Here is a 14,930-nt window from a genome sequence, read left to right on the forward strand (position 1 = left end):
AGTAGGACGTTGCCAGGCACCATACAAAAAGGCTGATCTATTATAGATCAGCCTTTTTTGCATTCTATACAATAATTGTTATAAAGAACGTTTTGAAGTAATGAAAAGTGGAAACTATAGAAGTAGTACCTTGCGTTCGATTTTATTGCAATTTTACATAAAAAGCATTACTATTATTATAAAAGTCAAATATAGTCAAAGTCAGGAGGGGAAAGGGTGCGAAATATTTCTGACATTATTGAACAGTATCTAAAAGAAGTTCTAGATGTGAGTGACCAAGATATTGTAGAAATTAAACGTAGTGAAATTGCTCATAAGTTTCAATGTGTCCCTTCCCAAATTAACTACGTAATCAACACACGCTTTACCGTTGAACGCGGGTATGTAGTGGAAAGTAAACGTGGTGGTGGAGGCTTTATTAGAATTATCAAGGTACAATCTAATGACTACTTAGATCTTTTTAATCAAGTACTCGCAATGGTAAATGAACGAGTATCTCAATCAACTGCCGAAAGTTTGATTATTCGCCTAGTTGAAGAGGAGTTCATCACAAAGAGAGAGGCAAAAGTCATGTTAAGCGTTATTGATAATTCTGTTCTTAATGTTGATCCTCATCATCGTGATCAGCTTCGTGCTAGAATGTTAAAAGCTATGCTGCTAGCTTTACAGCATCGATAAGAAAATATGTTAATAAGATTAGAGATAGGTTAATGTATTTTTACAAAGTGACAAGAAGTGTGAGGTGAGTAAGGATTGATTTGTCAACAATGTCATATGAGAGAAGCTGCTATTCATTTTACTGAAGTATCAAATGGACAACAGCAGAAGATTCACCTTTGCGAAAAGTGCGCAAAAGAGCGAGGAGACTTGTTTATGCTCTCAGATCATGAAAACTTTTCTATGAATGATTTGCTTGCAGGGTTGTTAAACTTTGATTCTGCTTTTAAAGAAGCTGAAAAATCATTTCAACAAGCTCCATTACACTGTCCTCATTGTAAAATGACATATAAACAGTTTGCTAAGGTTGGACGTTTTGGTTGTGCTCATTGCTACCAAGCATTTCAACAAAAATTAACCCCTTTTCTAAAACGTTTGCAAGGGGGAAATTCTCTTCATCGTGGAAAGATTCCACAGAGAGCAGGCGAAAATATTCAATTAAAAAAGGAATTGGAAAATTTAAAAGCGAAGTTAAAACAATACGTAGAAGCAGAGGAGTTTGAAGAGGCTGCAAAATTACGTGATGAAATTAGGGAACTGAATCGTCAGCTAGATCAAAAGAGAGGAGAGTCTTAATCAATGTCATTACATCATTTCTTAAATCAGGCCATCAGTCCATGGATGAACAGTGATGGACCGGATTCTGACATTGTATTAAGCACAAGAATTCGGTTAGCACGTAACTTTGAAGACTATGTTTTTCCGTTAATTGCTCAAAAAGAAGGAGACAGTGTTGTAACCTTTGTAAAAGAAAAAATTATGAATCGTCCTACGAGATGGGATTTTGAATTGTTAGAAATGAAGGAATTAGAGCCTCTTGAAAAGAAAGTATTAGTAGAAAAACATCTTATTAGTCCCTATCTTGCTGAGCAGTCTGAAGAAGGGGCTTGCATTCTATCACAAAATGAATCAGTAAGTATTATGTTGAATGAAGAAGATCATCTACGAATACAATGTTTATTCCCGGGGTTCCAGCTTGATAATGCTCTTCGTTTGGCGATGGAGTTAGATGATTGGATAGAAGAAAGAGCTGGTTATGCTTTTGATGAGACAATGGGCTATTTAACAAGTTGCCCAACTAATGTTGGCACAGGACTTCGTGCATCTGTTATGCTACATTTACCAGCTTTAGTTCTAACTCAACAGATTAATAAGATTGTACCAGCTATCAATCAGCTAGGACTTGTTGTACGAGGGATTTATGGGGAAGGAAGTCAAGCTTTAGGAAATATATTCCAAGTTTCTAATCAGATCACTTTAGGGAAAAGTGAAGAAGACATTGTAAGTGATCTACAAAGTGTTGTAAAACAGCTTATTGCTCATGAACGATCAGCAAGGGAAGCCCTTGTACATACATCAAGTATTGAGCTTGAAGATCGTTTATACCGCTCATATGGAGTATTAACCAATGCACGTATAATAGAAACTAAAGAAGCCGCTCAATGTTTATCGGATGTTAGACTCGGTATTGATCTTGGCTATATTGAAGGCATTACGAGAAGCATCCTAAACGAGCTTATGGTTGTAACGCAGCCAGGTTTCCTACAGCAATATGCAGGTGGACCTCTTCGTCCAAATCAGCGGGACATTAGAAGAGCATCTTTAATAAGGGAACGCCTGCAGTTAGAAAAAGACAATCGAAATCGGATGGAGAGTGATGAAGGATGATGTTTGGAAGATTTACAGAGCGCGCTCAGAAAGTATTAGCATTAGCCCAAGAGGAAGCACTTCGTCTTGGACATAACAATATTGGTACAGAACATATCCTACTAGGAATCGTTCGTGAAGGTGAAGGGATTGCGGCAAAAGCCCTACTTGCACTTAACTTAGGTACTGATAAAGTTCAAAAAGAAGTAGAATCCCTAATTGGTCGTGGCCAAGAAGTAGCTCAAACTGTTCATTATACACCTCGAGCTAAAAAAGTCATTGAGCTCTCCATGGATGAAGCTCGTAAACTTGGTCATTCTTATGTAGGAACAGAGCACATTTTATTAGGTCTTATCCGCGAAGGTGAAGGTGTTGCCGCTCGCGTTTTAAATAATCTAGGAGTGAGCTTAAATAAAGCTCGTCAGCAAGTACTTCAGCTTCTTGGTAGCAATGAAGCGAATGCAAATCACCAAGGAAGTGGAACGCCAAATGCTAACACACCAACGTTAGATGGATTAGCACGGGATTTAACAGCTATTGCTCGTGAGGGAAGTCTTGATCCTGTTATTGGCCGTAGCAAAGAAATTCAGCGTGTCATTGAAGTACTAAGTCGTCGTACGAAAAATAATCCTGTGTTAATTGGGGAGCCTGGGGTTGGTAAAACAGCAATTGCAGAAGGATTAGCACAACAAATTGTAAACAATGAAGTTCCTGAGATTTTAAGAGATAAGCGTGTAATGACGTTAGATATGGGAACAGTTGTAGCTGGAACAAAATATCGTGGAGAATTTGAGGATCGCTTGAAAAAAGTTATGGATGAAATTCGTCAAGCTGGAAACATTATTTTATTCATTGATGAGCTTCATACACTAATTGGAGCAGGTGGAGCAGAAGGTGCCATTGATGCTTCTAATATTTTAAAACCTTCTCTAGCACGTGGAGAGCTTCAATGTATCGGAGCGACAACGCTAGACGAATATCGCAAATATATCGAGAAAGATGCAGCACTTGAGCGTCGTTTCCAACCAATTCAAGTTGATGAGCCAACAGCAGATGAGTCTGTTCAAATTCTACAAGGGCTTCGTGATCGTTATGAAGCGCATCATCGTGTATCAATTACTGATGAAGCTATTGAAGCTGCTGTTAATCTTTCAGATCGTTATATCTCAGACCGTTTCCTACCAGATAAAGCAATTGATTTGATTGATGAAGCAGGTTCAAAAGTACGTTTACGTTCATTTACAACGCCACCAAATTTAAAAGAGCTTGAAGTTAAACTTGAAACAGTTCGCAAAGAAAAAGATGCGTCTGTACAAAGCCAAGAATTTGAAACAGCGGCATCTCTACGTGATACAGAACAGCGTCTTCGCGAAGAGCTTGAACAAACGAAAAAAGAGTGGAAAGAGAAGCAAGGACAAGAAAACTCTGAAGTCACAGTTGATGATATTGCAATGGTTGTATCTAGCTGGACTGGAATTCCAGTTGTTAAACTAGCACAGGAAGAAACAGAGCGTTTGCTTAAACTAGAAGAAATCTTACATTCTCGAGTAATTGGGCAAGATGAAGCAGTTAAAGCTGTTTCAAAAGCAGTTCGTCGTGCTCGTGCTGGATTAAAAGATCCAAAACGTCCAATTGGTTCTTTCATCTTCCTAGGCCCAACAGGTGTTGGTAAAACAGAGCTTGCTCGTGCATTAGCAGAAGCAATGTTCGGTGAGGAAGATGCAATGATTCGAATTGACATGTCAGAATATATGGAGAAACATTCAACATCTCGTCTAGTTGGATCACCTCCAGGGTATGTGGGATATGAAGAAGGCGGACAGCTTACAGAGAAAGTAAGACGCAAGCCTTATTCAGTTGTTCTTCTTGATGAAGTGGAAAAAGCACATCCAGATGTATTTAATATTTTACTTCAAGTACTAGAAGATGGACGTCTTACAGATTCTAAAGGCCGTACAGTGGACTTTAGAAATACAGTTCTTATTATGACTTCAAATGTGGGTGCAGAAGCACTAAAACGAAACAAGTATGTTGGATTCAATGTGCAAGATGAAAATGAGAACTATAAGGACATGAAAGGCAAAGTAATGGATGAATTAAAACGTGCTTTCCGCCCAGAGTTCCTAAATCGTATTGATGAGATGATTGTTTTCCACTCATTAGAAAAAGATCATTTACGTTATATTGTGACGCTAATGGCAGACCAACTTATCAAGCGTCTAAAAGAGCAAGATATTGAGCTTGAACTAACAGAAGAAGCGGCAAACAAAATTGCTGAAGAAGGATTTGATCCAGAATACGGAGCAAGACCGCTACGCCGCGCTATTCAGCGTCATGTAGAAGATCGCTTATCTGAGGAACTTCTAAAAGGGAATGTACAAAAAGGGCAGAAAGTTGTGCTTGATGTAAAAGACGGTGAATTTACCGTTAAAGCAGCACAGCCAAGTTCATAATATAAACATTTACACTAAGGCATACGGAGATAGTTAACGTATGCCTTAGTTGCTATTATTACTTCTTAGACAGAAAGGAACACAGTATGGCAAAGAAAAAGACAAAATTTATGTGTCAAGATTGTGGATATGAATCTGCCAAATGGATGGGGAAATGTCCTGGTTGTGGGAAATGGAACACAATGGTAGAAGAAGTGGAACATGTTCAAACAGGAAGACGAGGAGCGTTCTCTGGAGCTGTTTCTTCTTCAGTAAAAAGAAAACCAGAAGCTATTACAACAATTAAAACAGTTGAGGAACCGCGTATTTTTACTAAGTCCTCTGAGCTAAACCGTGTTCTTGGTGGAGGAATTGTAAAAGGGTCCCTTGTTTTAATTGGAGGAGATCCTGGGATTGGGAAATCTACTCTCTTATTGCAATGTTCAGCACAGCTTGCAGATCAAAAACATAAAGTTCTCTACATTTCAGGAGAGGAATCAACAAAGCAGACAAAGCTAAGAGCAGACCGATTAGGAGTTACAGCAGATCATCTCTTTGTTCATGCAGAAACAAATTTGGAGATGATTTTAGACGCTATCAATGAAATGAAGCCTGACTTTGTTGTAGTCGATTCCATTCAGACGGTTTATCATGCAGATATTACATCTGCTCCTGGAAGCGTTTCGCAAGTTCGTGAATGTACAGGTGAACTAATGAGGGTTGCTAAAACAAATAGTATACCAATTTTTATCGTTGGTCATGTTACTAAAGAAGGATCCATTGCAGGGCCTCGCTTACTTGAGCATATGGTAGATACCGTTCTTTATTTTGAAGGGGAACGTCATCATACGTATCGTATCTTACGTGCGGTTAAAAACCGTTTTGGTTCTACAAATGAGATGGGGATATTTGAGATGAAAGAAGCTGGTCTTCAAGAAGTACTGAATCCATCTGAAATCTTCCTTGAAGAACGTTCAAAAGGTGCAGCGGGGTCTGTTGTTGTAGCTTCGATGGAAGGAACCCGCCCTGTATTAGTAGAACTCCAAGCTCTTATTAGTCCAACAAGCTTTGGTAATCCACGGAGAATGGCAACAGGAGTAGATCATAATAGAGTTTCGCTTATTATGGCCGTATTAGAGAAGCGAGTTGGTCTACTGCTCCAAAATCAGGATGCTTATTTAAAAGTAGCAGGTGGTGTGAAATTAGATGAACCTGCTATTGATTTAGCTGTTGCTGTGAGTATTGCTTCAAGCTTTAGAGATCAAGTTTCTAATCCTGTTGATGTTGTCATTGGTGAAGTAGGATTAACAGGTGAAATTCGCCGCGTATCAAGGATTGAACAACGTATTCAGGAAGCAGCAAAACTTGGGTTCCAGCGTGCCATTATTCCAGCCAAGAATATCGGAGGATGGGAAGCACCTGCCGGAATAGAAATTATTGGGGTTGAAACCGTATCAGAAGCACTAAAATATACGTTGGGAGGTTAGAACATAAGATGGATGGGGAAAGAATGAATGAGAAACAAATGACTGAAATTCTACAGTTTGTTGCTCCTGGGACACCGATTAGAGAAGGTATTGAAAACGTTCTGCGTGCCAAAACAGGAGGACTTATTGTGTTAGGCAACACTGAGGAAGTAAAAAAAATTGTTGATGGTGGATTTTCAATCAACTGTTCTTTCTCTCCAGCCCACCTTTATGAACTTGCTAAAATGGATGGAGCTATTATCTTAAGTGAGTCAGGAAATAAGATTTTATATGCCAACACGCAGCTTATCCCAGACCCTTCTATCTCTTCCTCTGAAACAGGAATGCGCCATCGTACAGCAGAAAGAACCGCAAAACAGACAGGAAATCTTGTTATTGCTATTTCTGAGCGTAGGAACGTTATTACTCTTTATAAAGGACAACTTCAATATGTATTAAGAGAGATTAGTGTTATTTTAGCAAAAGCAAACCAAGCGTTGGAGACACTAGAGAAATATAAAACAGTGCTAGATGAATCTGTTGATAGCTTAAGTTCTTTAGAATTTGAAGAACAAGTAACACATGCAGACGTTATTCAAGTCCTTCATCGTATTGAGATGGTATTACGGATTAAGCATGAAATTTTAAATTATGTAAGTGAATTAGGGATTGAAGGAAGACTTGTGAGGCTTCAAATGAATGAACTTCTTTCCCATTTCCAAGAAGAAGTAGTTCTGCTTGTTCAAGATTATATGTATGATCCTGAAAAAGATTCTTATAAGATTGTCAACAAACTCCAAGATTTATCTAATACAATGCTTCTTGATGACCAAACATTACTTCGTTTAATGGGATACCCTTTATATACAAGCCTTGATGATCAAGTTGCACCAAGAGGCTATCGAATGCTCCATAAAATCCCTAGACTCCCAAGTGTTATTATTGAAAATTTAATTCAAGAATTTGGTGGTTTAAAGCGAATTAGTGATGCATCTGTAGATAGACTGGATGAAGTGGAAGGTATTGGAGAAATTAGAGCAAAAAAAATTAAAGAAGGTTTAAAAACTCTGAAACAACAGCATCTATATAATCGTCATTTATAAAAGAAGAAAGTATTTGTCGAAAACTGTGTGAAACATGACAATTTATTTACAAATAATTGAATTTGTTAACTAGCAGGTTTTGAATGAGCTAAACTGTTTATAATGATAAAGGGAGGTGAATGTATGCTAAAACGTATAATTCAAATCTTCTTTCTTGTCACAGGTGGAACGCTTGGATTTGTTTTCGCAGATAACATAACAAGCTTGTTAGGACTTGAAGGAGTTACGTTTTTACAAAACTCATACGTTCTTGCTGTATTGGGAGCTATCATTTTTTATGCTGTAACTTTTTGGGCTGTCGATTATGTTGTTAATTTTATTAAAAGGGTTGAGGAATCTGTAGTCAAAGCTCCTGCAACAGATGTTTTATTTGGTAGTTTAGGACTTATTTTTGGACTTATTCTCGCATACTTAGCGGGCATTCCTTTAGGCAAGATTCAATTGCAAATGGTCGGTACTGTATTACCTATTTTCCTCACTGTTCTTCTTGGCTACCTAGGTTTCCAAGTTGGCTTTAAGAAACGAGATGAGCTTGTTAATTTGTTCTCAATTCCATCTCGCATGGGAAAGAAAAAGCAAGTGGAAGAGGAAACAACTACACAAGAAAAAACGTTCAAGATTTTAGATACAAGTGTTATTATAGATGGGCGTATTGCTGACATTTGTCAAACAGGTTTTCTAGAGGGAATTGTTGTCATTCCACAGTTTGTTTTAGAAGAACTTCAGCATATTGCTGATTCATCAGATGTATTAAAGAGAAACAGAGGGCGTCGTGGGTTAGATATTTTAAATCGCATTCAAAAAGAACTTGCGATTAAGGTTGAAATCTATGAGGGCGATTTTGAAGATATTCAAGAAGTAGATAGCAAGCTTGTGAAATTAGCAAAGCTAACTTCTGGGGTTGTTGTCACAAATGATTTTAACTTAAACAAAGTATGTGAACTTCAAGGAGTTAGCGTACTTAATATTAATGATTTAGCAAATGCCGTTAAGCCTGTTGTTCTTCCTGGTGAAGAAATGCATGTTCTAGTGATTAAGGACGGAAAAGAACAGAATCAAGGTATTGCATATTTAGATGATGGTACAATGATTGTTGTAGAAGAAGGGCGCAACTATATCGGAAAGAGTATTGATGTTCTTGTAACAAGTGTTCTTCAAACTTCTGCAGGTCGCATGATTTTTGCGAAACCCAAGCTATTAGAGAAGGCTTTATGAAGGGATCAAAGGGAAGAGGAGAAAAAAGATGAAGTACGACGTAGTTATTCCCGCGGCGGGCCAGGGAAAAAGGATGAAAAAAGGGATAAATAAGCAATTTATTAACCTACAAGACCGCCCGGTAATTGTGCATACACTGCAAGTTTTTGAACAAGACCCATGGTGTAGAAAAGTCATCATCGTCGTTAACGAAAAAGAAGTAGATCTTTTCAAAGAACTTATTGAAGTGAACAATATTCGCAAAGTATCAGAAATTGTTAAGGGTGGAAGTGAACGACAGCATAGTGTTTACAACGGACTAAAAATCTTAACAGACGAAGAGGGAATTGTTCTTGTTCATGACGGAGCTCGTCCTTTCATTGAGCAAGAGCATGTCCATCGTCTCGTAGAAGAGGCAAGTGAGAGTAAAGCAGCTGTCCTAGCAGTCCCTGTTAAAGATACAATGAAGCGAGTGAGAAATGGCAAAGTCATTGATACAGTAGAGCGCTCAAGCTTGTGGGCTATTCAAACACCACAAGCTTTTGTTTTGTCATTAATTCAATATGCACATGAAAAAGCTCAAAAAAAGAACTACTTAGGTACTGATGATGCTAGTCTCGTAGAAGCAGTAGGAGAAGACGTGACAATTGTTGAAGGAAGTTATAACAATATTAAGTTAACAACTCCTGAAGATTTAATTTATGCAGAAGCTATTTTACAAGCACAGAAGATAAAGGAGAGAAAACTAACATGAATATAAGAATTGGACAAGGATTTGACGTTCATAAATTTGCAGAAGATCGTCCTCTTATTATAGGTGGAGTAAATGTTCCACATGATAAAGGCCTTATTGGGCATTCAGACGCAGATGTATTGCTTCATGCAATCTCAGATGCAATTTTAGGGGCAGTTGGAGAAGGAGATATCGGTAAGCATTTTCCTGATACGGATGAAGCATTTAAGAATGCTGATTCAGCTAAATTACTTCAGCATGTTTGGGCAATTGTAGAAGAAAAGGGTTATACATTAGGAAACTTAGATTGTACAATCATTGCTCAGAAACCGAAAATGGCTCCATATATTGAAGAGATTAGAGCACGCATTGCTGAGCTATTAAAAGCAACAAAAGATCAAATCAATGTAAAAGCTACAACAACAGAGAAATTAGGGTTTACAGGACGTGAGGAAGGGATTGCTTCACAGGCAGCAGTTCTTTTACAAGGGAAATAATTTTACAGAGTTTGAAAGATAAGCATTTGGTGATAAAATAGGCATATTACTATATCATTTCTAAAAGCATATAGCAAAAATTTTTATACTGCATTTATACGTAAATTACTGGAGGTTGAGTTTCATGTCAAACGAAGTTCGCGTACGTTATGCACCTAGTCCAACAGGTCATTTACATATCGGAAACGCAAGAACAGCGCTTTTTAACTATTTATTTGCAAGAGGACACAACGGTAAATTTATTATCCGTATTGAAGATACTGACCAAAAACGTAACATTAAAGGTGGAGAAGAAAGCCAACTTCAATACTTAAAATGGTTAGGTATTGAATGGGACGAAAGCATTGACGTTGGTGGCGAATATGGTCCATATCGTCAGTCAGAGCGCAATGACATTTATGCAAAATATACAAAACAGCTTATGGAGAACGAGCAAGCTTATTATTGCTACTGTACGGAAGAAGAGCTAGAAGCAGAACGCGAAGCTCAAATTGCGGAAGGCAAGCCACCTCGTTATTCTAATAAATGTCGTCATCTTACAGCAGAAGATCGTGCAGCGCTAGAGGCAGAAGGTCGTAAACCAAGCATTCGTTTCAAAGTGCCAGAAGGGCGCGTATTCAAATTCGATGACATGGTAAAAGGCGAAGTTGCATTTGAATCAGATGGTATTGGTGACTTTGTTATAGTGAAAAAAGATGGTATTCCAACATATAACTATGCGGTTGCTATTGATGATCATCTTATGAAAATGTCTCACGTTCTTCGCGGTGATGATCATATTTCAAATACACCAAAGCAACTTATGATTTATGATGCATTCGGATGGGGAGCACCAAAATTTGGTCATATGACGCTTATTGTTAATGAAAGCCGTCGTAAACTGAGTAAGCGTGATGAGTCTATCATCCAATTTATTGAACAATACAAAGACCTTGGTTATCTTCCTGAAGCATTATTTAACTTTATTACTCTACTTGGTTGGTCACCAGAAGGAGAAGAAGAGCTATTCACAAAAGAACAGTTTATTGAAATCTTTGACCCAAGTCGTTTATCAAAATCACCGGCTCTTTTCGATATGAAAAAGCTAAAATGGATGAACAATCAATACATTAAAGAACTTTCAACAGATGAAGTTGTTAATCTTGCTTTACCACACCTTGTTAAAGCAGGTAAAGTAAAAGAAGAGATGAGTGACCAAGAAAAGCAATGGGTATATGATGTAATTGCTCTTTACAAAGACCAACTAAGCTTTGGAGCGGAAATTATTGAGCTTACAGATTTGTTCTTTAGAACATCTATTGAGTATGATGAAGAAGCACAAGAAGTGCTAAATGAAGAACAAGTACCAGAAGTAATGCAGGCCTTTGCCCAGGAAATTAACAGCCTTGAAGATTTTGAGCCAGCAAGTATTAAAAGTTCGATTAAAGCTGTTCAAAAAGCAACAGGACATAAAGGCAAAAAGCTATTCATGCCAATCCGTGTTGCAACAACTGGTCAAACTCATGGGCCAGAACTTCCACAGGCAATTGCACTTTTAGGAAAAGAAACAGTACTTGCTCGTTTAGAAGGAGCAGTAAAATAAATTACTAATTTTTGCGCAAAATAGTTAACATCTCATTCATTCTGTAATATAGTGAACCATATCATTATTAAAACGTTGAGAAGGAGAAGTAAAAAACATTCCCATATTAGAGAGAGTCACCAAAGGCTGAAAGTGACTTATGGTTTTAATGTTTTTGAAATGCACCTTTGAGTCCTTTGCCCAAACATTTTATGGAGTAGGCAAAGGCGGATTCTCTTCCGTTATTAGAGTAGAGCAGAGGCTTTATTAGCCTAAGCAGAGTGGAACCGCGCGAACGAAGCGTCTCTGTGTCATATGACACAGAGACGCTTTTTTAGTAGAGAAAAACATAGAGGGGGAGAAATGTGTTAAAGCTACTGAAAGAAGATATTGACGTTGTTTTTGAGCAAGATCCTGCAGCAAGAAGTTATATTGAAGTGATTTTAACGTATTCAGGTTTACATGCTATATGGGCACATCGCGTTGCCCATGCTTTTCATCGACGCAGATGGTTCTTTTTAGCTCGCATAATTGCTCAAATTAGCCGTTTCTTCACAGGAGTTGAAATTCATCCTGGCGCGCGGATTGGTCATCGTTTCTTTATTGACCATGGTATGGGAGTTGTTATTGGAGAAACGTGTGAAATAGGGGATAATGTGACGGTGTACCAAGGCGTTACTCTCGGAGGAACAGGGAAAGAAAAAGGCAAGCGTCATCCAACAATTAAAGATAATGTATTAATTGCAACAGGAGCAAAAGTGCTTGGTTCTATCGTTATTGAAGAAAATTCAAAGGTAGGAGCGGGTTCTGTTGTTCTAAAAGATGTTCCAAGTAACTCTACTGTTGTAGGTATTCCAGGAAGAGCGGTTATTCAAGATGGCATAAAAGTTAATAAAGATTTAAATCACTCTGATTTACCAAACCCAGTAGCGGATCGTTTTAAAGAATTAGAAGAAGAAATTAAAAGACTTCAACAAGAAGTTAAAGAGCTAAAAGAAGAAGGGAAGAAAAAACATGACAATCAAGTTATATAATACGTTAACACGCCAAAAAGAAATTTTTACTCCACTTGAAGAAAACAAAGTAAAAATGTACGTATGCGGACCAACAGTGTATAACTATATTCATATTGGAAATGCAAGACCTGCCATTGTGTTTGATACAGTTCGCCGTTATTTAGAATATAGAGGGTATGACGTGCAATACGTTTCTAACTTTACAGATGTTGATGATAAATTAATCAAAGCAGCAAATGAGCTTGGAGAAGAAGTTCCGACTATTGCTGAGCGTTTTATTAAAGCTTACTTTGAGGATACGGAAGCATTAGGATGCAAAAAAGCGGATGTTCATCCACGTGTAACAGAGAATATGGATACAATTATTGAATTTATTGAAATGCTAATTGATAAAGGGTTTGCTTATGAAGCGGGTGGAGATGTTTACTATAAAACACGTAAGTTTGATGGATATGGAAAACTATCTCATCAATCAATTGATGAACTGCGTTCCGGAGCACGTATTGGAGTTGGTGAGAAGAAAGACGATCCACTAGATTTCACGCTTTGGAAAGAAGCAAAAGACGGAGAAATTAGCTGGGACAGTCCATGGGGGAAAGGTCGTCCTGGTTGGCACATTGAGTGCTCAGCAATGGCGCGTAAATACTTAGGAGACACAATTGATATTCATGCAGGGGGGCAAGATTTATCATTCCCTCATCATGAGAACGAAATCGCTCAATCTGAAGCAGCAACAGGAAAAGAATTTGCAAAGTACTGGCTTCATAATGGGTATATTAATATTGATAACGAGAAAATGTCTAAATCGCTTGGTAACTTTGTTCTTGTGCACGATATTTTAAAAGAAATTGAGCCTTCTTTACTTCGTTTCTTTATGTTAACTGTTCAATATCGCCATCCAATTAATTATAATCAAGAACTTCTAGAAGATACAAAAAGAGGACTTGAAAGAATTCAAACAGCATATGAAAATGTGCAACATCGATTAGAACATTCAACAAACTTAGCGATTCAAGATAAGCAGTGGGAAGATAAAATCGCAGAACTTCATCAATCTTTTGTAACAGAAATGGATGATGATTTTAATACAGCAAATGCTATTTCTGTTCTCTTTGAGCTATCAAAACAAGCAAATCTTTACCTTGCAGAAGAAAATACATCAGAAGCTGTTTTAGAAGCGTTTATCAAAGAATTTGAAACAATCACTGGTGTATTAGGAGTAGAACTAGCAGGCAAAGACGAAGAGCTTTTAGACGAGGAAATTGAGCAACTTCTTGAGGAACGCATTCAAGCACGTAAGGACCGCAACTTCCAGCGAGCAGATGAGATTCGTGATGAATTAAAGAGTCGAAATATCATTCTTGAAGATACGTCACAAGGCACACGTTGGAAAAGAGGGTAAGTATGTTAGACAACCAAATAGAAGTAAAACAATTAAACAGTCTTGCATTGGCTTATATGGGAGATGCAGTATTTGATCAGTATATACGTCATCATCTCCTGTTGAAAGGCAGTGTACGACCAAATATGCTACACAGACAGGCAAAAGAATATGTATCAGCACGAGCACAGGCGAAGATTGTTCATCAGCTACTAGATGAAAGATTCTTAACTGAGGAAGAACAAGCCGTCTTAAGAAGAGGCCGGAATGCTAAATCAGGAAGTGTTCCAAAGCATACAGATGTACAAACGTATCGCTATAGCACAGCATTTGAAGCTGTGCTTGGCTATCTTTATCTTGGCAGTCAACAAGAACGCGTAACTGAAATTGTTGAGAAAGCCATTATGATTATTGAAAGGAGTGAAGAAAACGGTGAGTGAGAATCAAGAATTTATTGCCGGTAAAAATCCTGTCTTAGAAGCTTTAAAAGCAGAGCGAGACATTAATAAGATTTGGATTGCAGAAGGTTCACAGCGTGGCCAAATGCAACAAGTTATCAATACAGCTAAACAAAAGAAGGTGCTTGTTCAATTTGTTCCAAAAAAGAAAATTGATCAGCTAGTAGATGCAAACCATCAAGGAGTTGTTGCTCTTGTTGCTGCATATCAGTATGCGGAGATTGATGACATGTTTGCATTAGCAGAGAAGAAGAATGAAACACCGTTTTTCCTATTATTAGACGAGCTTGAAGATCCTCATAATTTAGGATCTATTATGAGAACAGCTGATGCTGTTGGCGCACATGGAATCATTATTCCAAAACGCCGTTCTGTAAGCTTAACAGCAACAGTTGCTAAAGCTTCTACAGGAGCTATTGAACATATCCCCGTTTCACGTGTAACAAATTTAGCTCGAACAATTGATGAATTGAAGGATCGCGGAATTTGGTTTTTTGGAACAGATGCTAAAGGAGCAGAAGATTACCGCACAATGGATGGGAAAATGCCGCTCTGTTTAATTATCGGCAGTGAAGGCAAGGGAATGAGTCGTCTTGTCAAAGATAAATGTGATTTTCTTATCAAACTTCCTATGGTTGGTCATGTAACATCCTTAAATGCTTCGGTTGCAGCAAGTCTGCTTATGTATGAAGTTCATCGCAAACGTCATCCACTAGGTAGCTAAA

General features: G+C 37.9%; 14 protein-coding genes and 1 other annotated feature. All 14 genes read left to right on the forward strand.

Annotation, left to right across the window (positions count from 1 at the left end):
• Nucleotides 1-216 precede the first annotated feature (216 nt).
• The 14 genes from MOC86_RS10290 (at nt 217) to rlmB (ending at nt 14,929) form a co-directional block, all read left to right on the forward strand.
• The gene (locus MOC86_RS10290; protein WP_243515955.1) at nt 217-678 is read left to right on the forward strand and encodes a CtsR family transcriptional regulator; all 462 of its coding nucleotides are present in this window, start codon (nt 217-219) and stop codon (nt 676-678) included.
• 75 nt (nt 679-753) lie between these two features.
• On the forward strand, nt 754-1,293 hold the full coding sequence (locus MOC86_RS10295) for a UvrB/UvrC motif-containing protein (protein WP_040056366.1): 540 nt from the start codon (nt 754-756) through the stop codon (nt 1,291-1,293).
• A 3-nt stretch (nt 1,294-1,296) separates the two neighbouring features.
• Nucleotides 1,297-2,385 (forward strand): protein arginine kinase, encoded by a 1,089-nt coding sequence (locus MOC86_RS10300; RefSeq protein WP_268584108.1) that lies wholly within the window; start codon nt 1,297-1,299, stop codon nt 2,383-2,385.
• Nucleotides 2,382-4,817, forward strand: a complete 2,436-nt coding sequence (gene clpC / locus MOC86_RS10305; RefSeq protein WP_268584109.1) for an ATP-dependent protease ATP-binding subunit ClpC — start codon at nt 2,382-2,384, stop codon at nt 4,815-4,817. The genes MOC86_RS10300 and clpC overlap by 4 nt, the downstream gene beginning before the upstream one ends.
• A gap of 86 nt (nt 4,818-4,903) precedes the next feature.
• A complete protein-coding gene (gene radA, locus MOC86_RS10310) occupies nt 4,904-6,283 on the forward strand; it encodes a DNA repair protein RadA (protein WP_040056365.1) in 1,380 nt (459 codons plus the stop codon).
• A gap of 8 nt (nt 6,284-6,291) precedes the next feature.
• Nucleotides 6,292-7,365, forward strand: a complete 1,074-nt coding sequence (gene disA, locus MOC86_RS10315) for a DNA integrity scanning diadenylate cyclase DisA (RefSeq protein WP_243515949.1) — start codon at nt 6,292-6,294, stop codon at nt 7,363-7,365.
• A 123-nt stretch (nt 7,366-7,488) separates the two neighbouring features.
• Nucleotides 7,489-8,580: a PIN/TRAM domain-containing protein gene (locus tag MOC86_RS10320; protein WP_019394095.1), complete on the forward strand. Its 1,092-nt coding sequence runs from the start codon at nt 7,489-7,491 to the stop codon at nt 8,578-8,580.
• A gap of 28 nt (nt 8,581-8,608) precedes the next feature.
• On the forward strand, nt 8,609-9,313 hold the full coding sequence (gene ispD / locus MOC86_RS10325) for a 2-C-methyl-D-erythritol 4-phosphate cytidylyltransferase (RefSeq protein ID WP_268584110.1): 705 nt from the start codon (nt 8,609-8,611) through the stop codon (nt 9,311-9,313).
• Nucleotides 9,310-9,789, forward strand: a complete 480-nt coding sequence (ispF, locus tag MOC86_RS10330) for a 2-C-methyl-D-erythritol 2,4-cyclodiphosphate synthase (protein ID WP_268584111.1) — start codon at nt 9,310-9,312, stop codon at nt 9,787-9,789. The genes ispD and ispF overlap by 4 nt, the downstream gene beginning before the upstream one ends.
• Before the next feature lie 124 nt (nt 9,790-9,913).
• Nucleotides 9,914-11,371, forward strand: coding sequence for a glutamate--tRNA ligase (gltX, locus tag MOC86_RS10335; RefSeq protein WP_268584112.1), 1,458 nt, complete (start codon nt 9,914-9,916; stop codon nt 11,369-11,371).
• A 66-nt stretch (nt 11,372-11,437) separates the two neighbouring features.
• Nucleotides 11,438-11,661: a binding site (T-box leader), on the forward strand.
• 54 nt (nt 11,662-11,715) lie between these two features.
• Nucleotides 11,716-12,384 (forward strand): serine O-acetyltransferase, encoded by a 669-nt coding sequence (cysE, locus tag MOC86_RS10340; RefSeq protein WP_019394091.1) that lies wholly within the window; start codon nt 11,716-11,718, stop codon nt 12,382-12,384.
• Nucleotides 12,365-13,768, forward strand: a complete 1,404-nt coding sequence (gene cysS / locus MOC86_RS10345) for a cysteine--tRNA ligase (protein ID WP_268584114.1) — start codon at nt 12,365-12,367, stop codon at nt 13,766-13,768. Before cysE ends, cysS begins: the two co-directional genes overlap by 20 nt.
• Before the next feature lie 2 nt (nt 13,769-13,770).
• On the forward strand, nt 13,771-14,187 hold the full coding sequence (locus tag MOC86_RS10350; protein ID WP_268584115.1) for a Mini-ribonuclease 3: 417 nt from the start codon (nt 13,771-13,773) through the stop codon (nt 14,185-14,187).
• Entirely contained in the window at nt 14,180-14,929 is a 750-nt protein-coding gene (gene rlmB / locus MOC86_RS10355) for a 23S rRNA (guanosine(2251)-2'-O)-methyltransferase RlmB (protein ID WP_019394088.1), read from the forward strand. The genes MOC86_RS10350 and rlmB overlap by 8 nt, the downstream gene beginning before the upstream one ends.
• Nucleotide 14,930: the final 1 nt, after the last annotated feature.

The sequence above is a fragment of the Priestia endophytica genome (assembly GCF_026790145.1).
Classification (GTDB): domain Bacteria; phylum Bacillota; class Bacilli; order Bacillales; family Bacillaceae_H; genus Bacillus_I; species Bacillus_I endophytica_A.